At 51.2% G+C, this 25755-nt stretch carries 23 protein-coding genes and 1 pseudogene; 20 read left to right on the forward strand and 4 right to left on the reverse strand.

The features are described from left to right. The first annotated feature begins 164 nt into the window (after positions 1–164). From AC1DWB_RS09350 to AC1DWB_RS09400, 11 genes are all read left to right on the forward strand, one after another. The gene (locus AC1DWB_RS09350) at positions 165–1778 is read left to right on the forward strand and encodes an extracellular solute-binding protein (RefSeq protein ID WP_477540782.1); all 1614 of its coding nucleotides are present in this window, start codon (positions 165–167) and stop codon (positions 1776–1778) included. Positions 1779–1898: 120 nt separating this feature from the next. Further along, positions 1899–3494 (forward strand): extracellular solute-binding protein, encoded by a 1596-nt coding sequence (locus AC1DWB_RS09355; RefSeq protein WP_477540783.1) that lies wholly within the window; start codon positions 1899–1901, stop codon positions 3492–3494. Between the two features lie 118 nt (positions 3495–3612). After that, complete coding sequence (locus AC1DWB_RS09360; RefSeq protein WP_477540784.1) at positions 3613–4692, forward strand: Gfo/Idh/MocA family protein; 1080 nt, start codon at positions 3613–3615, stop codon at positions 4690–4692. Positions 4693–4945: 253 nt separating this feature from the next. Continuing rightward, on the forward strand, positions 4946–6487 hold the full coding sequence (locus AC1DWB_RS09365) for a response regulator transcription factor (RefSeq protein WP_477540785.1): 1542 nt from the start codon (positions 4946–4948) through the stop codon (positions 6485–6487). Between the two features lie 6 nt (positions 6488–6493). Next, complete coding sequence (locus AC1DWB_RS09370) at positions 6494–8257, forward strand: cache domain-containing sensor histidine kinase (RefSeq protein WP_477540786.1); 1764 nt, start codon at positions 6494–6496, stop codon at positions 8255–8257. Between the two features lie 755 nt (positions 8258–9012). Then, a complete protein-coding gene (locus tag AC1DWB_RS09375; protein WP_477540787.1) occupies positions 9013–9975 on the forward strand; it encodes an ABC transporter permease in 963 nt (320 codons plus the stop codon). After that, a complete protein-coding gene (locus tag AC1DWB_RS09380; protein WP_477540788.1) occupies positions 9969–10829 on the forward strand; it encodes a carbohydrate ABC transporter permease in 861 nt (286 codons plus the stop codon). The genes AC1DWB_RS09375 and AC1DWB_RS09380 overlap by 7 nt, the downstream gene beginning before the upstream one ends. 110 nt (positions 10830–10939) lie before the next feature. Next, a complete protein-coding gene (locus AC1DWB_RS09385; protein WP_477540789.1) occupies positions 10940–12481 on the forward strand; it encodes a type 2 periplasmic-binding domain-containing protein in 1542 nt (513 codons plus the stop codon). A 28-nt stretch (positions 12482–12509) separates the two neighbouring features. Then, positions 12510–13346, forward strand: coding sequence for a phytanoyl-CoA dioxygenase family protein (locus AC1DWB_RS09390; protein WP_477540790.1), 837 nt, complete (start codon positions 12510–12512; stop codon positions 13344–13346). Positions 13347–13504: 158 nt separating this feature from the next. Beyond that, positions 13505–13642, forward strand: coding sequence for a hypothetical protein (locus tag AC1DWB_RS09395; protein ID WP_477540791.1), 138 nt, complete (start codon positions 13505–13507; stop codon positions 13640–13642). 23 nt (positions 13643–13665) lie between these two features. Further along, positions 13666–14130: a hypothetical protein gene (locus AC1DWB_RS09400; RefSeq protein WP_477540792.1), complete on the forward strand. Its 465-nt coding sequence runs from the start codon at positions 13666–13668 to the stop codon at positions 14128–14130. Here AC1DWB_RS09400 and AC1DWB_RS09405 read toward each other — a convergent pair. Further along, complete coding sequence (locus AC1DWB_RS09405) at positions 14100–15149, reverse strand: alpha/beta hydrolase (protein WP_477540793.1); 1050 nt, start codon at positions 15147–15149, stop codon at positions 14100–14102. The two genes, AC1DWB_RS09400 and AC1DWB_RS09405, sit on opposite strands and share 31 nt — an antisense overlap. Before the next feature lie 91 nt (positions 15150–15240). Between AC1DWB_RS09405 and AC1DWB_RS09410 the strand changes: the two genes are divergently transcribed. From AC1DWB_RS09410 to AC1DWB_RS09440, 7 genes and pseudogenes are all read left to right on the forward strand, one after another. Further along, positions 15241–16197 carry a D-2-hydroxyacid dehydrogenase gene (locus AC1DWB_RS09410; protein WP_477540794.1) on the forward strand — a complete coding sequence of 319 codons (957 nt, stop codon included), beginning with the start codon at positions 15241–15243 and terminating at the stop codon, positions 16195–16197. 21 nt (positions 16198–16218) lie between these two features. Beyond that, entirely contained in the window at positions 16219–16362 is a 144-nt protein-coding gene (locus tag AC1DWB_RS09415; protein ID WP_477540795.1) for a hypothetical protein, read from the forward strand. Between the two features lie 8 nt (positions 16363–16370). Further along, a pseudogene (locus AC1DWB_RS09420) lies at positions 16371–16565 on the forward strand (LD-carboxypeptidase); the annotation flags it as partial. A gap of 33 nt (positions 16566–16598) precedes the next feature. Beyond that, the gene (locus AC1DWB_RS09425; protein WP_477540840.1) at positions 16599–17234 is read left to right on the forward strand and encodes a S66 peptidase family protein; all 636 of its coding nucleotides are present in this window, start codon (positions 16599–16601) and stop codon (positions 17232–17234) included. Between the two features lie 30 nt (positions 17235–17264). Continuing rightward, on the forward strand, positions 17265–18365 hold the full coding sequence (locus tag AC1DWB_RS09430; RefSeq protein WP_477540796.1) for an alpha/beta hydrolase family protein: 1101 nt from the start codon (positions 17265–17267) through the stop codon (positions 18363–18365). 43 nt (positions 18366–18408) lie between these two features. Next, a complete protein-coding gene (gene murI / locus AC1DWB_RS09435; RefSeq protein WP_477540797.1) occupies positions 18409–19176 on the forward strand; it encodes a glutamate racemase in 768 nt (255 codons plus the stop codon). Positions 19177–19213: 37 nt separating this feature from the next. Then, positions 19214–19726: an acyl-CoA thioesterase gene (locus AC1DWB_RS09440; RefSeq protein ID WP_477540798.1), complete on the forward strand. Its 513-nt coding sequence runs from the start codon at positions 19214–19216 to the stop codon at positions 19724–19726. A gap of 58 nt (positions 19727–19784) precedes the next feature. Here AC1DWB_RS09440 and AC1DWB_RS09445 read toward each other — a convergent pair whose 3' ends face one another. Then, positions 19785–20129 carry a TFIIB-type zinc ribbon-containing protein gene (locus tag AC1DWB_RS09445; protein WP_477540799.1) on the reverse strand — a complete coding sequence of 115 codons (345 nt, stop codon included), beginning with the start codon at positions 20127–20129 and terminating at the stop codon, positions 19785–19787. Between the two features lie 188 nt (positions 20130–20317). On the opposite strand from AC1DWB_RS09445, the gene AC1DWB_RS09450 reads away from it, so the two are divergent. Further along, positions 20318–22489, forward strand: a complete 2172-nt coding sequence (locus tag AC1DWB_RS09450) for a stalk domain-containing protein (protein ID WP_477540800.1) — start codon at positions 20318–20320, stop codon at positions 22487–22489. Positions 22490–22543: 54 nt separating this feature from the next. Here the strand turns inward: AC1DWB_RS09450 and AC1DWB_RS09455 are convergent, their stop codons facing one another. Continuing rightward, entirely contained in the window at positions 22544–23158 is a 615-nt protein-coding gene (locus AC1DWB_RS09455) for a TetR/AcrR family transcriptional regulator (RefSeq protein WP_477540801.1), read from the reverse strand. Positions 23159–23359: 201 nt separating this feature from the next. Between AC1DWB_RS09455 and AC1DWB_RS09460 the strand changes: the two genes are divergently transcribed. After that, positions 23360–24832: a DHA2 family efflux MFS transporter permease subunit gene (locus tag AC1DWB_RS09460; RefSeq protein WP_477540802.1), complete on the forward strand. Its 1473-nt coding sequence runs from the start codon at positions 23360–23362 to the stop codon at positions 24830–24832. Positions 24833–24904: 72 nt separating this feature from the next. On the opposite strand, the gene hemQ is transcribed toward AC1DWB_RS09460, so the two are convergent. Next, complete coding sequence (gene hemQ / locus AC1DWB_RS09465) at positions 24905–25651, reverse strand: hydrogen peroxide-dependent heme synthase (protein WP_477540803.1); 747 nt, start codon at positions 25649–25651, stop codon at positions 24905–24907. Positions 25652–25755 lie beyond the last annotated feature (104 nt).

Here is a 25755-nt window from a genome sequence, read left to right on the forward strand (position 1 = left end):
TAGATTTTTAGTGGTTGTGACGGAATTTCAAAGGCGGACGCAGGCTTCTCCACTCCTCTCTCCCCTTCTCCATGATGCCTTACTCCCTCCCCCCTTGATCAAGGAGGAGTAAGAGCAGAGCAAATAACAAACTAACAAAACACGACGAAGGGCGGTTTACAGACATGATGAATCGGAAAAAAGCATTGGCTTTATCAGCGGCAACGGTGTTGCTCGCCACAAGTGTAATAGGGTGCTCCACGACCGAGAAGAAAGACGACACAAAAGGCAGCGATACGAAGCCAGCTGGCTCCTCACCCGCACCAGTCGTAGACGACAAGACGAAGAAGCTCACGATCAGCATGATGAAATTTTTCTACGGGGATGTTCCGGGGCCGGAAAGCCGCGGCGTTAAGATGATTAACGAGAAGTTCAACATCGACTACAAGCCAAGCCTTGTCCCACAGGGCACATATGACGAGAAGCTGACCGCTACGCTCGCATCCGGTACACTGCCAGATATTCTAGTGTTCCAAACGGCTGACTTGACTAGCAAGTTCAATAAGTTTGCGAAGCAAGGTGCTTTTGCGTCTCTCGACGAATATATCGATCAGTATCCATCTTTCAAAAATATCCCCAAGTTCGTTCTGGATCAGTTCAAGGTTAACGGCAAGCTGTATGCTATCCCGCAATATTATCCGAAGTTCGGGTTCACGACGATTGTTCGGAAGGATTGGCTTGACAACCTCGGGTTGAAAGTGCCTACGAGCTATGAAGAACTGAAAAATGTTGCACTCGCTTTCACGAAGAACGATCCAGATAAGAACGGCAAGAACGATACGTATGGCATCGCAATCGGCAAAGATGTGAACCCGCCGCTCACGCAGGGCGCTTATTGGGATCATACTTCGTGGTACCATAAGGATTCGCAAGGCAGATTCATTCCGGGACTTATAGGGCCGGGACGTAAAGAGATTATTACGATGTTGGCCGATCTCTACAAGGAGAACGCTATCACTCGTGACTTCGCTACGATCGATTGGGCGAACACGAACAAGGAATTCTACTCCGGTAAGGCTGGTATATTTATCGGTACACCTCGCGGGATGTCACAGGCTTACATGGACGGTCTGATGAAGATTAGTCCGGAAGCCAAATTCGTTCACCTAGAGCAGTTCAAGGCGCCAGACGGCTCTCAAGGGATGCTTGCAGGTGGAGGGTTTGCCGGGTTCGAGGTCATATCTGCCGAGACGGCTAAGGACAAAAGCAAAATGAAACGTATTATGGAAATGCTCGATACAGGCCGGACATTCTACGCGGACGACCAACGTAACGATAAGAATCCAGGCTACGATTGGCTGAACGGCAACGTCGGCCAAGGCTATGACATGGTGAACGGTCAGCCCGTCGTGAAGAAAGAATCGGCCCCTCAAGGCCTATATCCACTCGCGTTCATGCCTGATGGCGTTGCCTGGCCGGTTAAGGACTCCGATGTCAACTACTTGGCATCTTATCAAGAGCCGCTCAAGCAACTGGCTGCTGATATTATGAAATCGTATTCGACGGTGAAGTTTTTCGCGAATCCGAACAATGGCGTTGTCTCCGAGACCCAAGTGTCCAAGGGAGCAGATCTGACGAAATTCCTTAACGATGAACAGACGAAGATGGTCGCAGGTCAACGTCCTATCTCAGATTGGGATAAGATGATCGACGAATGGAAGGCTAAGGGCGGCGAGCAACTGATCAAGGAAATGAATGCCGAATTGAAATTCAAAGACGCCAAAGACGGCTGGAACTAATCCTAGCGAAATGAAGCTTCTAGACCTGCCCGGTGCAACTCCGGGCAGTCTTTTTATATCCCCAAGACGAGACAAACTGAACGATTCGTGGTTAAATAAACGATAGAGGAGGTGGATCTGGTGAGGTCGGTCACAATGCCCTATCTTCAACGATTCACCATAGCCGGGTTAACCGCAGTAATCGCAGGCAGTGTCTCAGGTTGTGGATGGATGGGCTCGTCTCTTATCAATAAGGGTGAAGAGGAGAAGAATTCCAAATCCGCCAACAATATTGACAGTGTCAGTTATATCAATTATTCGTGGGATGAAGTAGCGCCAACAGAAGGGCGAGGGGTCGATATGATCCAAGATCGATTCAAGCTCCGTATCAAGTCGCAGTTTGTCCCGCAGACGGACTACATTAGCAAGTTATCGGTTCTGATGGCTTCAGGAAGCATTCCTGACGTAGTTGGGGTGAAGGATCTGGACTCCAACTTCTTCAATTGGGCGAAGCAGGGCGCTTTTCTTCCTTTAACCGACTATTACGACAAATATCCGAGCTTGAAGCAGGTCCCCCCCCATATTCGCGATCAATTCTCGGTTAATGGTAAAATATATGCGATTCCTAGGTATTACCCGAAGCAATACACGTTCGTCATTGTGTTGCGCAAGGATTGGCTGGATAAGTTGAATTTAAGCGTGCCCAAGAGTTATGAAGAGCTGAAGAAAGTGGCGATCGCGTTCACTAAGAACGATCCTGACGGGAATGGCAAACATGATACGTACGGTCTGGCTCTGTCACAAAACCTCTCACCTGACTACAACGCCGGTGCTTATTGGGACCCACTGACTTGGTATCACAAAAATGCACAAGGCCAATATATTCCGGGTCTTATCGGACCTGGGCGCAAGGAAGTCATTCAAACGTTAGCCGACTTGTATAAGGAAGGCGCGGTGACCAAAGATTTTGCCGTGCTGAACTGGGCGCAAGGAAATAATGAATTTTATTCGGGGCGGGCGGGCATCTTCATTGGTTCCCCGCGAGGGATGTCGGAGATCTATATGGAGGGGCTGCTGAAGATCAATCCGAATGCCAAATTCGTCTCAATTGAACCATTCGCAGCACCGGATGGGTCGCAAGGGTTCGCATCCCAGTCTGGGTTCATGGGATTTACTACGCTATCCTCTAAGCTTGCCGGAGAACCGGACAAGGTCACTAAGATCATGAATGTGATTGATTTTAGTCGAACATTTATTGCACCTGCTGATCGAACACCAGACAATAAAAACTACGATTGGCGATTTGGTTACTTAAACTATGGTTATACGTTTGATCAATCAGGTGCTGTTCCAACCAGTATGCAGGAGGGGAAGAGCCCTTCGTATTACTTGTTCGACATAATGTGGGCGCCTAGCGACGAGGCCAACGAGTATTCTCATAACTATAAAAATCCAGTCATCAGGCAGCTTACATCCGAGTTGGAGAAAATGTTCTTCAAGTTCAAGGACAAGACGTACATGAATCCGAGAAGCGGAACCGAGTCGCAGACCGATACGGTGAAGGGAACGGAATTGACCAAATATTTGATCGTGGAGCAGACGAAGATGATCACAGGTCAACGTCCGGTCACGGATTGGGAGCAAATGGTTAAGGAATGGTCGGATCGAGGCGGCGCGGACATCATCAAGGAGACGAATGTGGGCATTGAGGAGCGTAGGAAACAGGCAGAGAAGTAATTCACATGAAACCCTTTGAAGTAGAAACGGCCGTTCCAAGTGAAAAAGGACTATATCGAAGGAAAGCTCGGCCTGTCACTGACGGTATAGTCAGCAGGTGGAGTAGGAGGAGCAAAGGATGCGTACATATCGAGTCGGCATTATCGGTTGCGGCAACATTAGCGGTAACTATTTGAAGAATCTACCTCGCTTCGGCAACGTGCATGTCACAGCCTTAGCTGATCTGGAGCTGGAGCGCGCTCAAGCCAAGGCCGCGCAGTTCGAGGTAGCGAAGGCGTATACCGTCGAGCAACTATTAGCCGATCCGGACATCGACATCGTCGTGAACTTGACGATCCCGAAGGCGCATGCGGCCGTCAGTCTGGCGGCATTGCGGGCCGGTAAGCATGTTCACCTGGAGAAGCCGCTCGCGGTGACATTGGAGGAGGCGCGCGAGATGCTCGAAATGTCGGCCGCGACCGGCCTCCGGGTCGGCTGCGCGCCGGACACATTCATGGGCGGCGGCATCCAGACCTGCCTCGCCTTGATCGAAGCGGGCGAGATCGGGCGGCCTGTAGCCGCGACCGCGTTCATGATGGGCTCCGGTCCGGAGGGGTGGCATCCGGACCCAGCCTTCTTCTTCCAGGAGGGCGGCGGTCCGCTGTTCGATATGGGGCCGTACTACCTGACGGCATTCGTGCAGTTGCTCGGTTCCATCCGCCGAATTACAGGTTCTGCATCGATCAGCTTTGCGGAACGCACCATAACGAGCGCGCCGAAGTTCGGCACGGTCATTCCGGTGGAAACCCCGACGCATATTGCCAGCGTCCTGGATTTCCATGGTGGGGCCGTAGCGACGCTGATTACCAGCTTCGACATCAAGGGCGGGACCGACCTGCCGCGTATCGAGATATACGGCAGCGAAGGGACGTTGCGCGTACCGGATCCAAATACGTACGGCGGCCCCGTGCAACTGCGCAAGCCTGGTGCGTCTGAGTGGACGGACGTACCACTGACCCACGGCTGGTCAGACAACAGCCGTGGGATCGCCGTGTCGGATATGGCGCGTGCAATCGAAGAAGGCACGCTCCACCGAGCCAATGGTGAATTGGCTTACCACGTGTTGGAAGCGATGCATGGCGCGCTTCAGGCATCGCGAGAAGGTCGTCATTACGACATGACCAGCACATGCGTGCGACCGCAGCCGCTACTGCCGTAGTCGTCCAGGAGACAGATGGTACCGGGTTACCGGTTGATTAGAGTCTATCATTTAGAAGACCGTTCTCTTGATCAGAACGGTCTTTATCTTTTTCACAAGAGTAGCCTCACATAGAGGCTGCCGAACAACAATTTTTGGATACAATAGTTACGTTTTTGTGTATAACCTGCCGTACATGTTCATGCTATAATAATAATTTAAAGCGCTTACATATGGGTTTCATACAGAAAAAGGGGAATAAGGGGGAGATCTGATGGCTAGCGAGCTGCTTACGGTACTGATTGTCGACGATGATCTACCGATTCGTCAGGAGCTTCGGCTGTTTCCATGGGAATCTCATGGCTTCGATCTGGTAGGTGAGGCTTCAAATGGTGAGGAGGCGCTTCGGTTTTGCAGGAATTTCACGCCGGATGTGGTCGTAACCGACATTACGATGCCAGTGATGGACGGACTGGCTTTGTTCCGCACGCTTCGGGAGGAATACCCGGAGACACTGGTCATCCTGCTGACCTGCCATTCCGAATTTGCATACGCGCGCGAAGCGATGAAGCTTGGCGCCATTGAATACCTCGTCAAGGTGACCATGGACGAGGACGATCTTGGGCATGCGCTAGGTAAAGCGAAGGAGGCCCATGCGCGGGAGCGGTCGCTGCGCAGAAGCGAAACCGAGCGGCATAGGTGGGAACGCTCGAAGGAGCTGCGCCGTTACGCGGAGAGCGGCGAAACGGCAGGTATTGCCGATTATCTCCAGCAAACGTTCGGACTAGGACTGCCGATACGCCTGAGTGCCTTGCACGTGGAAGCGAGGAAAGAAAGCCGACTACTCGTGAAACGCGAGGTCGAGGAAACACTGACGAAGCTCGAACGACCACATATGCCGTTCTCATGGATAGCGGCGGAGGATGGGGTGTATCTGCTATTGTTCGAGCAGGCAGAGCAGCGGAACGCCAGTGCCCTGCGCAACAAGCTGGAAGCGACGATGGATGCACTGATTAGGGACATAGACAGTCGGCTCGCGTATTTGAGCGAGGCGTTCCGGCTGTACGCGGTCATCGGCGAGCCGATTCGGGAATCCGCAGATTTCTCAAGCTGCTGCCGTTCCGTGACGAAGGAGCATCCTAACCGCTTCTACGATGCGACTAGCCGCATATTTATCGCCGGGACTGCTGAAGCTGCGGCATTGATGGACGAGTTGGCGAATGTGGAAATAAGAGGGAAACTGCGTAGTGCGAAGCAAGACCGAGAGAAACTCGTCCACGACCTGAAGAACGAGTTGCCGCGATGGGCTGCCAAATTCCGGATCGACCCGGATGCGCTCAAGATTTGGACAGCGGACTGGCTGCGGGAATGGCTGCACGAGCAGGTTGGCAGTGGCCGAGCATCAGGCGCGGCTAAGGCGCTGCATGAAGCCCGTAATATCGGCGAGCTAACCGCCGTGCTTGTGCATGAAGTGGAGGCAGCAGGTGGCAAGAAACACAAGCTGCGCAAGGAAATCGCCGACGCCCAATTATATATCAGCGAGCATCTCGAGCAGTCGATTACGCTCTCCGTCGTTGCGGAGCAGGTCGGGCTCAGCCCGCACTACTTAAGCCGGTTATTCCGCGAGGAGGCCGRCATTTCCTTCAACGATTACGTTACGAAGCTGCGGATGGACAAAGCCGTCCATCTTCTGCAAACGACATCGATGCGTGTCTATGAAGTAGCGAGCGCCGTGGGCATCCCTAGCTACCGCTACTTCAATACGACCTTCCGGGAATATACAGGGGCCGTTCCGACCGATTACAAAAAAGGATGATGACAGATGCTGCGCTCACTAAGAAGCTTGAGTCTTGCGACCAAGCAATTTCTACTCCTTTTTTGCGTGACGTTCGCGATGTTTGCCTTTCTCGCAATTAATAACTACAACAGTTCCGCCGAGCTGTTCAAAAACCAAATCGTGGACGATGCCCAGACGCTGATGCTGAGAACTAATCAATTTTTGGACACGTACCTCAATAGCGGGCAAAATATATTGCTGCTGCTGTTCACACAAGCGGAGATGCTTAAATCTTCCACAGATACGGAGGTCGAGGATTTCCTGCGTTCGGTCGCCGAAAACAACAACGCGATTGTGAAGACAATATATGTGTTGCGCGATGACGGCAAAGTGTTCAGCAGCTCGCAGGTATTCTACGAGGTGCTCGGCAATTCGATGCTACCGAAGCTATATGAGCAGGCGCAGCTGAGTTATTCGGCAATCGTCAGCCAGCCCTATGTCTCGCCTCAATCGGGGCGAACGGTAGCGATCGCACGTCCTCTGGTGGATAAAAAGAATGCGCGCGTAGGCGTTGCCGTCGTCGAGCTCGACTTGGATAAGCTCAACCGTAAAATCACCGGGGTAAATTCGGCTAACCAGACCTTCGTGCTGTTGTCGGACAAAAATAATATGGTGACGTACGATAGTCAGACCGACCTATTGCCAGCTAAACCGAATGAGTACCAAACTGTACTGACGGACGATTTTTTCGCCGCAGTGGTCGACCTTCCTGTTGGCACCAGTCACATCGATGGGCCGCAAGGACCACTTGTCACTATCCGGTCGGGGCAAAACCTGCTTGGCTGGTCACTTGTCTTCTTCATCAAAAAAACGTATTTCTATCAGAATATCTCAGCGTTATACGACAATTACAAGACCGTTGCGCTCGTCATGCTCGCTGTACTGCTGCTAGCAGCGTTTACGATCTCGTATTTCTTCACAAGACCGATCCGGCTGCTCGCTTCCCGCATGGACCGGGTACAGGACATGGCCGTCGTGCCGAATATTACGCTGCGCCGGGACGATGAGATCGGACGCCTCGCCCGCAGCTTCAACGCAATGATGGAGCGAATCCGGGGGTTGCTCGACGAGACGAAACGGATGGAGGCGCGCAAGAAGGAACTGGAACTCAAGGTGCTGCAGAGTCAGATTGCGCCGCATTTTCTATACAATACGCTCGCTTGCATCGGAAGTCTTGCCCGACAGCACAAGACGGTCGAAGTGAAGGAGACGATCCGCGCGCTCGTAGGGGTGCTCCAATTCAGCTTCGACAAGACGGATGGATTCGTCCGAGTTGACGAAGAGCTGGAAGGCATGTTTCATTATCTGCAAATCCAGAAGACGCGTTATGGAGACAAGTTCTCGTTCCTTTGCAACGTCGATCCGGCTGCACACGATTACGCGATGTTGAAGCTGACACTGCAGCCAATTGTAGAGAATGCGATATTCCACGGCATCCTGCCAACGGAGCGGGAGGGCAAGCTTGTCATCCGCGGCATAGTGCGACGCGGCGTGATTCGGTTTACTATCCGTGACAATGGCATCGGCATCGATCCGGTCCGGCTGCGCATGGTCCTGGAGCAGCGTATCACGAAGCTTTCGAAGGAACGGTTTACCGGCATTGGCGTACACAACGTACATGACCGGCTCCGCTTACGTTATGGCATCCCTTACGGGATGCGCATCCGCAGCGTGGAGGGGGTCGGCACGATCGTGTCCATCACATTCCCCGCGGTCAAGGCGGAACGGCAGTCGGAGGAATTGGAGTAAGAGATATGATCAACGAGGGGATGTGCTTCGAGCACATCCTTTTGTTTACATACAAGAATTTATAAGTTTTTGTGGTTTATCCTTTTTCAACTAATATGGCCTGGGAGCAGGGAGTTCGGTTATCTTGGCTGGGAAGGAGTCAGAAACGGTAGGTTGGATGGGTTAACTCGTCGATAGAATCGACTAACTCTCGGGAATGAGGGAAGTTAAGCTCGAGTTAGTCGATAGAATCGACTAACTCTCAGGAATGAGGGAAGTTAGGGGCTCGAGTTAGTCGATAAAATCGACAAACAGCCTGAATGTTTCAAATTACTGATTCTGATTACAACATATTGGATGTCCTATGATTACGTGGGATCATCTGGGACCGGTATTAGAAGATTCCAATCGGAAAAACCGGACGCGGAGCGGACGGACAAAGGAAACTCCTTGAAGGAAAGCAGAACAAAAAGGGAGTGAGCAGGAGAGTGGAGAAGCGAAGCGTCCGCCTTTGAAACCGATTCCTAACCACGACAACATTTCAATCAAAGGAATCGATTTCAACAGCGGGTGGAACCTCCTGTTCACTCCCTCCCGCACGCCAAACTGAACACAACCACCAAGGACCTGGCCGTAGGTCGGGTTTTTCTTATTTTGTGAATGTGACGTTTTTGAGCCTAATTTCACAAAAACGATGCATATTGCAACGACTTACCGACTGCTATACTACGATTACTAACTGAAAGCGCAATCAATATGAAAATGAGGTGAACATCATGGAACAGCCGGCTTCGACCGAAGGGCGTGCAGTCCCTCGCACGATCGTCAAGCAGACGCTGCTGCCGAAGAGAGTGTGGCAGTTTCGCGCCTTGTATCTCATGCTTCTACCAGGTGTGATTTACTACGTTATATTCAGATACATCCCGATGTATGGCGTCGTGATCGCGTTCAAGGATTACAACATGCTGGAAGGTATCCTGGCTAGCAATTGGGCCCATCCGTGGAATAAGCATTTCCTGACCTTCTTCCACTCGCCTTACTTCTCCCAACTCATTATGAATACGATGCTGATCAGCCTGTATAAGCTCGTGTTTGGCATGCTGCCGCCGATCATTATGGCGATTCTGTTGAACGAGTGTCGGGTCCGTTGGTTCAAATCGTTGATTCAGACGCTGACGTATATGCCGCATTTTTTATCCTGGGTGATCATTTACGGCATACTGCTCTCGCTGCTGTCGCAAAACTCCGGGCTTGTGAATCATTGGATCAAAGAAGCGGGCGGACAAGCGATTCCGTTCCTGACCTCTACAAGCACGTTCCGCTCGATTCTCGTCAGCTCGGAAATATGGCAAAATCTCGGCTGGGGAGCAATCATTTACCTGGCGGCGATGGCCGGTATCGATCCGACGCTGTATGAAGCAGCCCGTGTAGACGGTGCAAGCCGGTTCCGGATGATATGGCATATCACGATTCCTGGAATTCGAAGTGTTATCGTCATGCTGTTTATTTTGAGGCTAGGTCATATTCTGGACGCCGGCTTCGAACAGATCTACATCTTGTACAACATACAGGTGTATCAGGTTGCAGACATTCTCGATACATGGGTGTTCCGTACCGGTCTGCAGCAGCTTAATTTCAGTCTTGCCTCGGCCGTCGGCTTGTTCAAAGCCGGCATTGGGCTCACACTCGTCCTACTGTCCAATCAAATTGCCAAGCGCTGGGGGGAAGGGATATGGTAAGAGGCGGCGAAGATCGTATATTCAATGGAATCGTCATTTTGATTTTGACCCTTTGCGGAGTGGCTGCCTTGTTCCCGATGCTCTATGTGGTTTCGGTTTCGCTGACCCCGATCAGTGAGGTACTGAAGAACGGAGGGTTCATTTTCATTCCGAAGCAGCTGACGTTCATGGCGTATCATAAGCTGTTAAGCGAATCGGGCATACCCCGCGCCTTCTGGGTGACCATCTTCATTACAGTCGTCGGTACACTGTTCAATATACTCATTACCGTGCTGATGGCCTACCCGCTTAGCCGGAAGCTGTTGCCGGGGCGAAGTATGTTCCTGCTCATGATCGTATTCACGCTGCTATTCAGCGGGGGGATCATTCCGACCTATCTGGTCATCAAGTCCATCGGACTTATCGATTCGGTCTGGGCCATGATCCTGCCCAATCTGGTTGGGAGCTTCAATGTTCTTATTGTTAAGAGCTTCCTCGAACAGTTGCCTGAAGAGCTATTCGAATCGGCCAAAATCGACGGCGCCCGCGAGTTCCGGATTTTGTGGCAAATTGCTATGCCGCTTTCGGTTCCCGTCATGCTGACGGTCGGCCTCTTCTATGCAGTGGGGCATTGGAACGAGTTTTTCCAGGCGATCATGTATGTCACCCATCGTACGCTGTTCCCGCTACAGGTCATTGTACGCGAGCTGTTGATGCAGACCCAGCAGCCGCTTGAGAACGCCGAGAATGTCACCCCGACGGAAACACTGCAGATGGCCGCGGTCGTTCTGGCAAGCGCCCCGATTATTGTGGTGTACCCGTTCTTACAAAAGCACTTCACCAAAGGCATGCTGCTCGGCTCCATTAAAGGTTGATTGCGGGAGGCCGGCGCGTTAACCTGCAGGGACGTGCCGCCGAAACTGCTTCAATATATAGGATAGGGAACTCACTAATATTCTTATTATGAAAGAGAAGGGGTATGTGTATGAATACAAGAACAACAATGTCTGTCTCCCTCATCTCAGTCCTGCTCGGTGGAGCTCTGGCTGGTTGCGGCGGTGGAACGAAAACTGAATCCGGTGCACCCAGCAGTAGCCCAAGCGCTGCTGCAAGCGTCAAGCCATCCGAGCCTGTGAAGCCGGTCAAGCTCGACATCATCGAGAATGCGAGCGGACTTCCCGCACCCGACAAAGATTTTATCAAGCAGGAGCTGGACAAGGCACTCAATACCGACATTTCCCTAACTGCATACGCTGCCTATGATGATTATAAAAACCAGTTGAACGTCCGCATGGCTTCGGGAAATTCACCTGATTTGTTCGGCGTGGATAAAGGGCAGCTGACGCAGTTTAACCAGCAGGGTCTCCTGCTCGACCTGACGCCTTATCTGAACAAGGAGCTGAAGCCGGTGAAGGATTTCATCGGCGAGGATAGCTTCAAGAAAGCGACGATCAACGGTAAAGTGTACGCGGTCGCCAAAGCGCCGACGATTCCTTACGCCACCTATTGGATTCGTAAGGATTGGCTTGACAATTTGAAGCTTCCGGTACCGACAACCTACGAGGAAATGATCAACGTATCGAAGGCGTTCACCGAGCAAGACCCGGACGGCAATGGCAAGAAGGATACGTTCGGCCTTACTGGAGGGAAGCTGGGTGCGTTCGGTCCGGTGTATGGCGGCTATGGCGTGGGCAACCCCGGCGATTTCTATATGAAGGACGGCAAAGTCGTCAACTCCTTATATGAACCTGCGATGAAGGATGCGTTGGCTCTTATTAACAAGTTTATCGCCTCCGGCTCCGTCGATCCCGAGTTGATGGCGAATACCGGCATACAGCATCAAGAGAAAGCGATCAAAGGACAGGCGGGAATCGTCTACCTCGATTGGCCGAATATGACGAAGGACCAGTTCACCGAGCAGATCAAGAAGGTGAACCCGAAGGCCGATTGGCTGCAGATGACACCTCCGAAGGGACCGGCTGGCGCTTACGATGCCGCATTTGATATCGGGATGACCGCAGGCTTATTCGCTATCCCGAAATCACTGGAGAAAGACAAGGTGAAGCTGCAGAAAGTATTCGACCTGCTCAACTACGTGTCTACCAAGGATGGCTCAGCGGTAGTTCAGTTCGGCCAGAAGGGCAAGCACTACAACCTGGAGGGCGACAAGGTCGTTCCTACGGAGCTGATGGGCAAGGAAGCCGGCTATACGTGGCTGTACCAGTTCACCGGCCGGCCGGAGCTGAGCTACCTGCAAGTCAAATTCGCTCCGCAGGCTGCTTATATCGATTTTGCCAACAAGCAGCAGCGCGTCAAGACGCTGGGCGGCTTCATCAGCTATCCAGATGGTTACAACGCGAGCGATGCCGGGCGGTATATCGAGGAGGAATTCACCAAGTTCGCCTACGGCAAAAGACCGCTCAGCGAATACGACGCCTTCCTGAAAACGCTGGAATCGACGATGAACTACAAGACGTACCTCGATTCAGCGCAAAAACAGCTGAAGGATCTCGGTTACGGCAAATAGCACTTATTTCTGCAAGGAGGATACAGGTATGATGGTAAGCGCGTTAGATATTCCGGCACTGGTCCGGCAGTTCGATCAAGACGGGTATCTGCTATTGCAGAACGTCATTTCACCGGAGAAGGTCGCCGAGCTGAACCAAGCGATTGACGGGATTATAGCAGAGGAGCCGGAGTTGCTCTCGTACAATGTATATAACAGCGTGGAACGATCGCCTGCGATCTTGGCGCTCATCGAAGAGCCGGCCATGCTGCCGCTGATGGTCAATCTGCTCGGTTATAACATTCAGCTGCATATCTCGCATCTGACGGTACGCAAGCCCAATCCGCAGGATCTGAAGACGGAAACGAACAGCTTCATCAACTGGCATCAGGACGGCCCCGGGCCGCATTTTCCGACCATTCATGGGCTGACGTCCACCTACTATGTCAAAATCTGCTACATTCTCAGCGACATGTCTGAACCGGACCGGGGCAACACCAAGATTATTCCCGGCAGCCACAAAATGGCAGGGTTCCATCCGGTGCAAACCGACGTAAACGTGCCGGTCGACGGGGAGTTGCAGGTGTGCGGGAAGCCGGGGGATGTATTCATCTTCGCACAAAACCTGTGGCACGCAGGCTCGCCGAACCGCTCGGACTTCACACGTCGCCAATTGTTCATCGGCTACAGTCCGATCTGGATACGCCCGATCGACTATCATAAGGTCTCTCCAGCATTGCTGGAAGGGGCAAGTCCGGTGCGCCGTCAGTTGCTCGGCGACATCAGCGACAACTGCTTCAAATATTATGTGCCGGAAGACCGAATGGTCCCGCTCAAAAGCTTCTGGTTGGGCGGCATCGCCGACACTAGCGCTTACGCGCATTAAATCAAAAACCCGATGAGCCTACGCTCGTCGGGTTTTGATTTCATGCGCGAGTAATCTTTTCACACGACGCGAATGATTCGGGCTACCGGGTGAATGCTGCAACCAAAATTGAAACAATTGGAAGTTAAGCTGCGTCCTATAGATGAGGTGATTCCGCCATGCGAAAAGAGTTGTTAGTTCTCGTCCCCCTGTCTCTGCTGCGAGACAATCCTCAAGCGGACTTGTTCGTCTGGGAGGAAGTGGTCTATCAAAGGGCCAAAGTTGCGAAGATCCAAGATGCTTATGTCGTTTATTGAGGACTCATTGAGGGGTGATCAGAATGAAGATGAATCTCATGCAGGGAATCAGGTATATCAAGCTAGGCCTTGTCTTACTATTGCTCTTCACCATGACGGTTGTGACGGTCGCTTGCGGTAGCGAACCTCCACTTCCTAAAGTCACAGTTGACGGCAAGAAAGTGGAAGTTATGCAAGGCTCGTATTGCTGGAAAAGCTTCACCGGCGGCAAATGTGTCGATATGATCGGACCCAAAGAGCTGATCAAGCACTATGATTACAAAGCGCCACAAGTGAAACCTGGCTCAGAAGTTAGGATCAACTTCGGGAACAAACCGTCGGAACTGTCTGTATCAGACTTAACTGAAACATCCAAACCGATCACACTTAAGGGCTCTTCATCCTTCCAAGTTTCTCAGCAACCAGGCACATATATTTATGGGATCTTCAGCAGGTGGGGGCAAGGTAAGGACGCCAGCTATATTATTTCAGTTGAAGTAAAGCAGTAACATGTCTCCTCTCCCATCTCTTCCCCCTCCTCCGTCTCTGGGAAGATCAAGCCTCTCCATTGCGCAATTTCCCGGTACACAAGAGGGCTAAGCAGCAGCGAATCGTGAGTGAGGTCAGGCAAGATGCGGATGTCGGCCTTATTATACAGGGCGAAGAGTGGACCGTAAGCCTCCGACTTGAACTCTTCGTCCAGCGTTCCAGCAAGTAACAGAGTAGGCTTCGTCAGCGCCCGCAAATCTTCCACATAGTTATCCCTCGGCATACGGCTCAGGGCGAGACGGTAACTGAATGCTGTATTCTCATACCCGTGACTGCCTTCATTCGATTTGTTCTTGACCAGTACAGGCAGCGCATTGAACTTGTGAATCCCCAGTTGGTTCAGTATCGTTAATCCAATAATTCGCGGCAACCCGACGCTGATCATACGGGTCGATTGCTCCTGGGCATAGTTGATCGGGGCTTTATGCGAAATAGCCGGCGCCAGCAGGAGGTAACCCTCGACAAGTGAGGCATACCGGCTTCCAGCGAATCGTATTGCGGTTCCCCCGCCACCGGAATGGCCGCCCATCACGATGGAAGCATGAGGCTGCTCACGCTTGATCACGCGGATCAAATCCGCCAAATCGTCCTCCAGCTGTCCGATATAGTCACAATCGCCGCGTCGTGCCGGATTAGCCCCATAACCGCGCAGATCAGGCGTGTACACTTGGAACAGGCTGCTTGCAGATAGATGCCGAGCGAGAATGTGTAAGTACTGGCCGTCCATGCTGATGCCATGCAGCAATATAAGGACTAGACTCGTGTCTGCTGAATAGTAGCGATAGTCCAGCTTGCTGCCGTCTCTTGCAACGTATGAAGTTCGCTCAGGCAAGTCGGTATAATCAGGTCGAAACTCTGGCAGGGAGGCTAGCACGGTTTCATTAACGAGCTGATGCTTCGGTTGGATTAATAGGAGTAGGAACGGCGTTACGGCAACTAGCAACACTAGTGCGATTAAGATAGCAATGAATAGGATCATTAGGTGTGACCTCCCGTAATCAAAAAGCTGAAAAGCTGTTCAAATCTAGTATATACTGGATGCAAACGGAGCAAAAGGAGTTGTTGGATCGATGCCACGTGTTATCGTATGTCTTCAAGCCTTGTCGGATCAGGACGCAGCGCACATTCGCGCGATTGCACCGCAATATGAGCTGGTGCACGGAACAGAACCGGATAGTTGGCTGTCACGATTGGAAGAGGCAGAGATTGTGATAGGGTGGAGACGCACGGCTGAGGAAGCTTGCTTGAAGCCAGGTACGAGCTTGCGATGGGTGCAGACATGGGGAGCGGGAGTCGATTACGTCGATTTCAACAAGTTCGCCGAATATGGCGTCATGCTGACCAATGCTAGCGGGGTTCACGCCTACCCCATCTCAGAAACGATACTAGCAATGATGCTTGCTTTTACTCGGAAAATAGATCAAACCCTGCGCAATCAGATACAATCAAAATGGCAAAGTGTCGGTCTACTCGGCGAGATACACGGGAAAACTGCAGGTATTCTTGGGGTGGGCGCTATCGGTGAAGAGACCGCGAGGCTGTGCCAAGCTTTCGGAATGACGGTTCTAGGTGTTAGGAGATCAGACGCGACTTCGCCGTACATAGATGAGATGTTTCGGTACGATGGGCTGGAGCAAGTGCTAAGGCGGAGCGACTATGTCATCAACACGCTGCCGCTTACCGCTGAAACACGACATTTTATGGATCGGGAACAGTTCGAATCGATGCGGACCTCCGCGTACTACATCAATATCGGTAGAGGTGGGACGACGAATACGGCTGCATTGGTGGACGCATTGAAGGGCGGCGGAATTGCCGGGGCCGGGCTGGACGTGTTCGAGCAGGAGCCGCTTGCCGATTCCAGTCCTTTGTGGGCGCTGGATAACGTCATCCTTACTCCGCATAATGCCGGTTCAACGGAGGCGTATCAGCAGCGGGCGATGGATATTGTGTTGCACAACTTGCGCGACTACATGGACGGACGGGAGCCGTCACGCAACCGTGTCCATCTACAGCATCAATATTGAAGGGAAGGGATTACTGCCAGCATGGGACGAATCATATATCCTGCCGCCTTGCAACAAGGTGATACGATTGCCATTACTGCTCCGTCCAGCGGAGTACAGGAGAGCAGGCATCACCTGCTAGCCGTTCAAGAACGGCACTTGAACACCAAGGGTTTACTGTATTAGAAGGGCACACGATCTGGACTAACGATAAATGTGTTAGTGCTACTCCAGAGCTACGGGCTGCCGAACTTGAACAACTACTGAAGGACGATGCGGTCCAAACGATCATTCCGCCATGGGGTGGCGAGTTTCTGATGGAGCTGTTGCCCTTGTTGGACTGGGAGCGGCTGAGCAAGTACCCGGCCAAATGGCTGTTGGGCTATTCGGACATTAGCACGCTAACGTTCGCTTATACGCTGATGACCGGTCGAGCGACGGCGCATGGAACGAATTACATCGACCTGGGGGCTAGCTCGCTGGATGCTACGACCGCACGCTGGGCGGATGTCCTTGGTACTGCAGCCGGCGGCACGATCAAGCAGCACTCATCACTGCAATACCGTTCTTCATGGGAGGTGACGGAACCGGATACACCTACCTACTGGTCGGTGTTGGGACAAGCAGATCAAGCGATGCATTTCACTGGCAGGCTAATCGGAGGCTGCCTGGACACACTATCCATCTTATTGGGCACCCGGTTTGCGCCAGTGTCACAATATGAGGATAGCTATTGCCGTGACACGGGGATCGTCTGGTATTTGGAAAGCTGTGAGATGAACGCGGCCGATATGTACAGACATCTGTGGCAAATGCGGGAATGCGGCTGGTTTCACCATACGAATGGCATCATATTCGGTCGAGCCGCTGGGTACTCGGACGTACAGAACTTTGATATGATCGATGCTTTGCATCGGGTGTTCGATCCCCTGCATATTCCGGTCATTTACAATGCCGATATTGGGCATGTCCCGCCACAAATTACATTGGTCAATGGAGCGTTAGCGGAAGTGTCCTGCTCCAATGGACATGGCGATATCCAGATGAGGTTTCGTTAAGCAGGAACTACGATATAGGGGAATTACATAATGATAGGAAGAACAGTAAGAGTATTTCTAGATGAAACAAGAAACGATCCATTCACTCAAGAACATCAGCGTAGCATCGTCGTCAGCGTGTATGTTCCTATTCAAGCGGAACCATGCGATGCTGCTGCATATATAAGTCTGTTCGAGCCTGCTGCGGATCAAGCGCTGGATATGCTCGTTGAGATGGGGGCTGACCGGCAACATATGAGGCAGCTAACAACGAACACCCAGCCTGTAGTTGAAGGTACTCTCCATGGAAACGCTCTGCCAGTCATTATCTATGCCCCGGCATTTGGGGTCGTCAAGGATATGTATTCGTACAATGTTCAACGATTGGTGGAGTCTGGTTTCATTGTGATAGCGGTCGGCTCCACACATGAGTCGATCTTCACGGTATTTCCCGATGGAACGTTCGTGAAGCAACAGGCAGCAGTTGGCAGCTTGGAGGGCAGCGATTTCAAAGGCTGGAAGGAACTTCTGGACGTTAGAGTGCAGGATATAGCTCATGTCCTCGCCCGACTAAGCGAGCTGAATGAACAGGACCCCTTGCTGCGAGGCAAGCTGGATCTGGATGCCGTGGGAATCATCGGGCATTCACTTGGCGGGGCGGCCGCTATGGAAGTGGCAAGAACGATACCGCTCGTTAAGGTGGGCGTTATGATGGACGCGAGCTTCCACCTTCTCGATCTTACACAGGGGGACAGCATCAGCACGCCGTTGCTCGTAATCAGGCAAGAGAAGACGACGTTCGAACAACTGGATGGTGCGATGTCTCCGGCGATACTAGCCCCTTTTCTTCAAGGATATGCAAGACTGCACGATGCCTGTACTGGAACCCATTCCTCGTTTGTTCGGGTGAAGGGTGCATATCATATGACGTTCTGCGATGTGCCACTCCACTTCAACGAGGCGAATGTATGGGAGAAGCATGAGGAAATTAACAGGCTGGTGTGTCCGTTCATGGAGCATTGGCTGCACAAGCGAGAAGAGCGGTTCGATGCGATTTCCCCTGGTGGAAGTTGTGACTTTGAAGTCGAAGGAATTGACCGAGAAGGGAAGCCCTGCAAGCCCAAACTTTTCTTTATCCACGGGATGGAATAGAATAAGTTATAAAGAACTTGTGGATACATAGAGGTGAGTCGTTGTGAAGGTAGCGTTTTTCGATTCAGGTCTCGGCGGGATTACGGTACTGAGGGAAGCGATGAAACAGCTTCCGAACGAGCAATATTTGTATTATGCCGATACGCTTCACGTCCCCTACGGGTCCAAGCCCAAAGATGAGGTCAAGGCGTTCATCCTCCAGTCCGTCGCCAACATTATGCGGCAGCCTGTCAAGGCGCTTGTTGTTGCTTGCAACACAGCCACGAGCGTTGCCATCTCCGAACTGAGAAGCTTGTACGACATTCCGATCTTAGGGATGGAACCCGCGGTCAAGCCGGCTGTGGAGATGAATCGCCATAGAGGGAGGAGGGTCCTCGTTCTCGCCACGCCGCTTACGTTGAAGGAAGCCAAGTATCATGAACTCGTGAACCGTGTGGACGATCTTAGCATTGTGGACTCCTTGCCTTTGCCGGAATTGGTGGGATATTGCGAAGCGCTTCAATTCGACGGTGAGCAGCTTAAGGACTATTTTGCCAACCAATTGGCACGCTACTCCCTTGAGGATTACGGAACCTTGGTGCTGGGTTGTACCCATTATCCATTCTATAGGCAACTATTGGCGGAGCTTCTTCCCCCTCATATTACGATTATCGATGGGAGCCTCGGCACTATCCGAAGATTGCATGACCTGCTCGCCGCCCGTTCTATATTAAGCGATTCGGGAAATGCTAGTGTAGAGTGGATGTGCTCAAGCGGGGATGAAGCGTATATCGATAAAATGAAGACAGCGCTGGCGGCGTATCAAGGTTAACCTGTCAGCTTCTGAGAAAAGAAAGGATGCAGCTATCATGGAGCAAAGATTCGTGAAACAATCGAGATGCTATCGAACGTCCAGAGTGTTTCCAACCGATGTGAACAACCATAATTCCTTATTCGGCGGCAAATTAATGGCCAATATTGACGACATTGCCTCGATCTCGGCGTCCAAGCATTGCCGGAGGTTCGTGGTAACGGCCTCTACCGATTCGGTCGACTTCCTGCGCCCGATCATGACGACGGACTCGGTTACCTTGGAATCGTTCGTTACGTACACAGGCCGGAGCTCGATGGAAGTGTTCGTGAAGGTCATCACGGAGGATCTGAAGAGCGGGGAACGCCAAATTGCGGCAACTTCCTTCCTTACGTTCGTCGCGCTTGACCAGCACAACAAACCGGTTGAAGTGCCGAGGGTCGTTCCAGAGACCGAGGAAGAGAAGAGGTTGCATGAAACGGCGGTGCAGCGAGCAGAGATGCGGCGATTCCGCCGGGAAGAAAGCAAGAAGTTCGCCGATTTCTTAACCGAGACGTTCCCTTGGGAATAAAGGGATCGAACAATAACAATCCCCCTGCTGGACAATGTCTCCGGCAGGGGGATTGTTATTAGAACAAATCTTCAAACACGTCGAACACCGATTTCTTCTTCTTATGCTTCGGGTAGCCGTAACCCGAATGCTTATAGTCATCGTCATCATGCTTACGTCGATCGTCGTAACGCTTGTCCTGCTCATAAGAAGCCGGGCGTTGCTGCTGTGGGGGCTCGTTGCGATATCGGTTGCTCTCCACTTCGCGCTCATAGTCTTGGCGGAACTCCTTGACACCAACCATCAGCTTATCTAGCTCCCCGCGATCCAACCACACACCCTTGCAATCCGGGCACACATCTATCAAGATACCGTCTTTCTCTACCTCACGCATACGTACATCACTGCATACCGGACATTTCATTACTAGCATCCCTCCAGATCTGGCCGTTATATAAGGTTACTACGTTCGAATGGGCTTACGGTTTCCAGATTATCTTATTGTTATTCTGGAATTCCAGAAGGAACCAGGTGCGAAGTTGTCGAATCTAGTAGACAATAATTTCCACTACTGCCTTACGAAGTGGTGTGCCAAGGGGAGCTAAGTTAAACATGAGAAAATTTGTGTGCACCATCCTGTCACTTGTAATCCTGTTGGGATTGCTGGTCCATCCCACTATCGGAAATGCCGAGAGCGAACAAATCCGTATCGAGGATCCGGCTCTTGAACAAGCAATTAAGAAAGAATTGAAGATCACGGATCGCGAATTGAAGAAAGAAGACATGCTGCAATTGAAGTCGCTTTTTCCACAGGGTGGAACGAAGATTAAAAGCTTGAACGGGCTCGAAGCAGCAGTTAATATGCAACGATTGTTTTTGCCGAAGAACGAGATCAAGGATCTAACTCCGCTTCGTGATTTGGACAAGATCGTCTTCCTGGCCTTGGATAACAATCAGATCGAGGACGTATGTCCGATTACACAGTTGACATCGCTGACAACGTTGAACATTAGCGGGAACAAAATTAGTCAGTTCGGCTGTATCGGGAATTTGAAGAAGATCACCGATTTGCTTGCGGATAACAATCAATTTACCGATCTTACCGGAATCGACAAGCTGAAGTCATTACGATGGGCCAATCTATCGAATAATCGGATAACAGACATTTCGCCGTTGGCATCATTGACCAAGTTGGAGCATATTTACTTGGATAACAATGCTGTGAAGGATATGACGCCGCTGCTCAATATCCCGCTTCTGTTCGATGTCCATGTACAGGGCAATCCATCCGGCGCCAACTCCGACATGGCGATCACTAAGCTTCTGAAGCGGGGAGCGGCGGTGAACCAGACTGGAAAAGCTCCAACCAAACCAGCGGCGATCTCCGTTCTAGTTGATGAGAAGCGGGTCGACTTCGATCAGGTGCCGTTCCTGGACTCGGGCAGCACGCTTGTACAGTTCCGCCCCTTGTTCGAGAGGCTGGGCCTAAGTGTTCAGTGGGATGCAGGTACTCGAACGATCACAGGGACCAAACAAGGCTTGAAGCTGGAGCTTCAAATCGACAATACGACGGCGCGTGTGAACGGGCAGGCGGTAGATCTCCCGGTTGCGCCCAAGTTGGTGGGAGACAATACATTCATCCCGACCCGATTCGTTGGGGAGACGCTCAAGTATGATGTGGTCTGGGACGGCAGCAAGGATGCGGTGCGCATCTATACTTCCTCGCAGACCTTCATGTCTCCAGACGGTAAAAGCTCCCTGCAAGCCGGGCACGAGTGGAAATCACAGACTCCTACAAACAAGAACTTCCAGATCCAAATCAAGCATCCAAACCAAGGTCAAATAGGGTTCGGGAGGGTAAGCAAAGCCAGCTTGATCAAAGGAATCACTTTGGATGAGCTTATTGAATTGACGAAGAACAGCATCAAGGACATTAGGGTTACTACCAAGGATACAACACCGAAATCCATAAATGGTCTACCAGCGATGTCCTTCGGATATACCTTCAAATCGGGCGATGAAGAAGCTTTCGCATTTTTGACTCTTATTGAAGGAGACGACAGTTTCTACCAGATCGTATCGGCAGGGCCAAGCTTAGAGTCTATTCAAGCGCTAGAAAAAGTTGAATCCACATTCAAGGTACATCTTTCTATCGATGAGCAGCATCAATTGCGATTTGGCGATTTTACCGCGAAAGCGAGAATGCTGGATGCCGCCCGATATTACAGGGATAAAGGGTTTTTCTCGGCCTGGTCCAAGCTGTCGAATATCGAATTCGAAGCGAAGTTTCTGCAATTTTATCAAGATCGGAAATTCGATAAAAACCCAGATGAAGACCCTTTCCATGCAGATAATGAATATTTCATTTATTCCGATGCCTTTGTGCTGGGCTTGGATACCGAACGTGTCTGGTTCACCAATACAGAGGCTGACGTGAAAGAAGGCAGCAAGGCTTATAATGGGATGCTGGACAAGCTGAGCAAGTTGTCGCAAGGCAAATTCAATCCTACGCAAGTAGAGGAGAAGTGGGTGACGGAGGATGGCCCGCTGCGAGTAGAGTTTATGCTAAATGGCAAGCAGCAAATGATTCACCCTACCTATTACGAAGAATACTTGGATGAGTCGGTAATCTACGACCTGAACGAAATGATCAAGGATTCGGGTTATATGTTCGCTACAGTGTGGGTAGAGGAAGGTATTATGGTGACTTGGCTGAAGCAGGAGGAGAAGACACAGATTGAGAAGGATCGGCTAATGCCTTTCGAATCCGAAACGAACGATTGACCCCTATAAACCTCTGGAGAGTGACCTCCAGGGGTTTATTAGTTTTTGTTGCAATCAATCTTGCTGCTTGAACAAGCCGGATGATTGCAGCGGGCCTAACTGCGACAATCGGAAAGACAGAACAGCCATTTCTTGCGGGGATAAAGCCATATCGGTGTCGAACCAATGCTGGATAACTCCCAAGTTCGCGGAGATTGCATAAGTAACCAGATATTCGACGGGCACAAGCATATCTGCCCCTTGCTGGTAGGTCGCTAATTTCTCATAGAAGTGTTCTCTCATGAAGTTTTTCATATATACCGGAAACGAAGGATCGCCTTTGGGGCCTAGGAAAGTTTTGAAAAATCGTGCATGTTCAGCAAGATACTCGAAGATTTGCAGGGTACTGGGATGGGGATCCTCCCAATTAGGGAGATTTTCCAATTCAAGAGGGCTCATCTGAAAAGAAATTGATTTCATCCCCTGAAGGATTTCTTCCTTAATCTGTGAGAGTAAATCCTCGATATCCATGTAATGCAAGTAAAACGTTCCCCGGTTAATACCAGCCTTTTCGGTTAAGCTTCTTACATTGACAGCTTCAAAGCCCTTTTCCTCCATAATATCCAATAATGCATCATAGAGCATGCGCTTCGTGCGAACGATTCTGCGGTCTGTCGTCGTTGGACTCATTGTTACCCACCGCCTTTCCCTATTAAGTATAGCGGAAAAATAAACAYTCGTAACTAATATGTTCATTAATGAACAGTGCTAACTAAAGTGACGGTTGATTTCCTGACAAGTGTCTATATAATAATCGACATAGATGTTTCTGACCTTTCACTCAGTCGCCATAAGAGGAGAGGTTGGATTCAAAGAGAGGATGTAGTGGAGATGTCAAATCAACAAGCAGGAAGCGCCGATCAGCCGTTTTCGATCCGGCCGCTGATTGGCCCGCTTATGGCTGTTATTATTGGAATGATCATGGTCATTCTGGATAGTACCGTCGTAAACGTAGCTTTACCCCAACTCATGGAGGATTTTCAAGCCTCGGTTACTAAGATCCAATGGACGGTTACCGGTTATACGCTTGCCCTCTCTGCTGTAATTCCGTTGGCTGGTTGGATGACGGACCGATTCGGGGCGAAACGAATTTTCTTGATCACGATCGCCTTCTTTACAATCGGATCCGTTCTGTGTTCCTTCGCGCAGACCGCCGAACAGTTAATCGTATACCGAATTATTCAAGGCCTCGGGGGTGGGATGGTTGCACCGATCGGGATGGCAATGGTGTTCCGTCTTGCTCCTCCAGGGAAGATGGGAGCCGTAATGGGAATGCTGGGCGTACCGATGCTGCTCGCACCAGCACTTGGTCCAGTATTGTCCGGATATTTTATCGAGTATTCGACATGGCATTGGATCTTCCTGATCAACTTGCCTATCGGGATTATTGCGGTCCTGGTCGGAATCAAGTATTTGCCCAAGTTGGAGCGCAAAGCCGTGCCATCGCTTGATTTCATGGGTATGATACTGGCTCCAATCGCTTTTGCCACGCTGGCTTTTGCCGTTAGTGAAGGCGGGAAGAGCTGGACCTCGACACAGACGTTGGTCAGCTTGCTGATCGGTGGGATTGCGCTCATTCTATTCATTATCGTGGAATTGCGTCAGAAGCAGCCACTGCTAGAACTACGAGTGTTCGGTTCGTCGGATTTCCGAAGAGGGATCGTTATTGTATGGCTCATGCAAATTGCTTTGTTCGGGGTATTCATTCTCGTCCCGCTGTTCCTGCAACAAGTGAAAGGCTATGGAGCGTTAAACACTGGGTTAATCCTGCTGCCGCAAGCATTGGCTTCCGGCGTAATGATGCCTATAGGCGGCAAGCTGTTCGACAAGTTGGGAGCACGACCACTAGCTTTAGTCGGCTTGTCGATCATTACCGCATCACTCGTCATGCTTGCCCAGATTAATATGCAGACAGGTGTAGGCTATATTATTAGCTCGCTTATCCTGATGGGAGCCGGAATGGGACTATCCATGATGGCGATCAACACGCATGTACTGCAAGCCGCGCCTCGTAACTTGGTTAACCGGGTAACTCCGCTCACAACAGCGGCGCAGCAAGTTATGGTCTCGTTCGCAGTTGCGGGTATGACTGGTTTCCTCTCGTCGAGAGTATCCGAGCGTATGACGGGTGCTGGCAACCCGCTAGAAGCGGCTGTTGCCTCTTATGGCGATACGTTCTACTTGGCGGCGGCCATCGCTGCACTGGGCATCTTATTCTCACTTATCCTGCGTAGGCCCAAGCAGGAGAAAGAGCCGGCAGGCGAGGGAGATCAGCCGAATGCGGCTATGATGGCAGGGCATTAGACATTAGCATACTCGGGTAATCAAAAGGCTATCCTTCGGTCTTGAAATACGACCAAGGGATAGCCTTATTGTTTATACTTGGAGCATGTCCTGGCACTTCTGCTGATCCAGCAGGTTGCCGACATAAAATGCGCCGAAATCGCCATAACGGGCGCTGACTTCATCGAACCGCATTTCGTACACGAGCTTCTTGAACGTTAGTGCGTCGTCCGCGAACAACGTCACGCCCCACTCCCAATCATCGAGTCCGACGGAACCGGAAATGATCTGCTTCACACGTCCTGCATAGCTACGTCCAATCATGCCGTGACTACGCATCATCGTGCGACGGTCTTCCATGCTCAGCATGTACCAGTTGTCGTTACCGGAGCGGCGCTTGTTCATCGGGTAGAAGCAGATGTGCTTGGCCTTAGGAAGGGTTGGCTTCAGTCTGGTCATTATTTCCGGATCATCCATCGGGTTGACACCGGGCTTGGACATGTAATTGCTAAGTTCGACGACCGACACATAGGAGTAGGCTGGAACTGTGTAACGGGCGAAAGTCGTTTTATTGAAAGCTGTTTCGATTGCGCTCAGTTCTTCCAGTGTTTCACGAAGATGCATGAAGACGAAGTCGGCCTTCTGACCCACGATTTGATAAAAGGCCGTGCTGCCTTGCTTGCTTTCTTCGTTGGTACGATATTCATGGAGCAGCGAGTATAGCTCGTCCTCCGCTTGCGCGCGCTTCTCTGGGGTTAATTGCTTCCAGGCGGACCAATCTATCGTTCGGAAATCATGAAGGGCGTACCAGCCTTCTAACGTTTGTACGGTGTCGCTCATCGTTTATTCATGGCTCCTTTGTGTGAGAGGTTTTTCTACAAGTATTGTAGCGAAACGGGCAACAAAGGGCAAACGCTGTCACAGAGCTGTCACCTTCTCCCCTC

The sequence above is a fragment of the Paenibacillus sp. P4_E11 genome (assembly GCF_056401635.1).

Coding starts and splice junctions, on each gene's coding strand:
- AC1DWB_RS09350 (WP_477540782.1), top strand. CDS start 165: ATGATGAATCGGAAAAAAGCATTGGCTTTATCAGCGGCAACGGTGTTG.
- AC1DWB_RS09360 (WP_477540784.1), top strand. CDS start 3,613: ATGCGTACATATCGAGTCGGCATTATCGGTTGCGGCAACATTAGCGGT.
- AC1DWB_RS09370 (WP_477540786.1), top strand. CDS start 6,494: ATGCTGCGCTCACTAAGAAGCTTGAGTCTTGCGACCAAGCAATTTCTA.
- AC1DWB_RS09375 (WP_477540787.1), top strand. CDS start 9,013: ATGGAACAGCCGGCTTCGACCGAAGGGCGTGCAGTCCCTCGCACGATC.
- AC1DWB_RS09380 (WP_477540788.1), top strand. CDS start 9,969: ATGGTAAGAGGCGGCGAAGATCGTATATTCAATGGAATCGTCATTTTG.
- AC1DWB_RS09385 (WP_477540789.1), top strand. CDS start 10,940: ATGAATACAAGAACAACAATGTCTGTCTCCCTCATCTCAGTCCTGCTC.
- AC1DWB_RS09390 (WP_477540790.1), top strand. CDS start 12,510: ATGATGGTAAGCGCGTTAGATATTCCGGCACTGGTCCGGCAGTTCGAT.
- AC1DWB_RS09395 (WP_477540791.1), top strand. CDS start 13,505: ATGCGAAAAGAGTTGTTAGTTCTCGTCCCCCTGTCTCTGCTGCGAGAC.
- AC1DWB_RS09400 (WP_477540792.1), top strand. CDS start 13,666: ATGAAGATGAATCTCATGCAGGGAATCAGGTATATCAAGCTAGGCCTT.
- AC1DWB_RS09405 (WP_477540793.1), bottom strand. CDS start 15,149: ATGATCCTATTCATTGCTATCTTAATCGCACTAGTGTTGCTAGTTGCC.
- AC1DWB_RS09410 (WP_477540794.1), top strand. CDS start 15,241: ATGCCACGTGTTATCGTATGTCTTCAAGCCTTGTCGGATCAGGACGCA.
- AC1DWB_RS09415 (WP_477540795.1), top strand. CDS start 16,219: ATGGGACGAATCATATATCCTGCCGCCTTGCAACAAGGTGATACGATT.
- AC1DWB_RS09425 (WP_477540840.1), top strand. CDS start 16,599: ATGACCGGTCGAGCGACGGCGCATGGAACGAATTACATCGACCTGGGG.
- AC1DWB_RS09430 (WP_477540796.1), top strand. CDS start 17,265: ATGATAGGAAGAACAGTAAGAGTATTTCTAGATGAAACAAGAAACGAT.
- AC1DWB_RS09440 (WP_477540798.1), top strand. CDS start 19,214: ATGGAGCAAAGATTCGTGAAACAATCGAGATGCTATCGAACGTCCAGA.
- AC1DWB_RS09445 (WP_477540799.1), bottom strand. CDS start 20,129: ATGAAATGTCCGGTATGCAGTGATGTACGTATGCGTGAGGTAGAGAAA.
- AC1DWB_RS09450 (WP_477540800.1), top strand. CDS start 20,318: ATGAGAAAATTTGTGTGCACCATCCTGTCACTTGTAATCCTGTTGGGA.
- AC1DWB_RS09455 (WP_477540801.1), bottom strand. CDS start 23,158: ATGAGTCCAACGACGACAGACCGCAGAATCGTTCGCACGAAGCGCATG.
- AC1DWB_RS09460 (WP_477540802.1), top strand. CDS start 23,360: ATGTCAAATCAACAAGCAGGAAGCGCCGATCAGCCGTTTTCGATCCGG.
- hemQ (WP_477540803.1), bottom strand. CDS start 25,651: ATGAGCGACACCGTACAAACGTTAGAAGGCTGGTACGCCCTTCATGAT.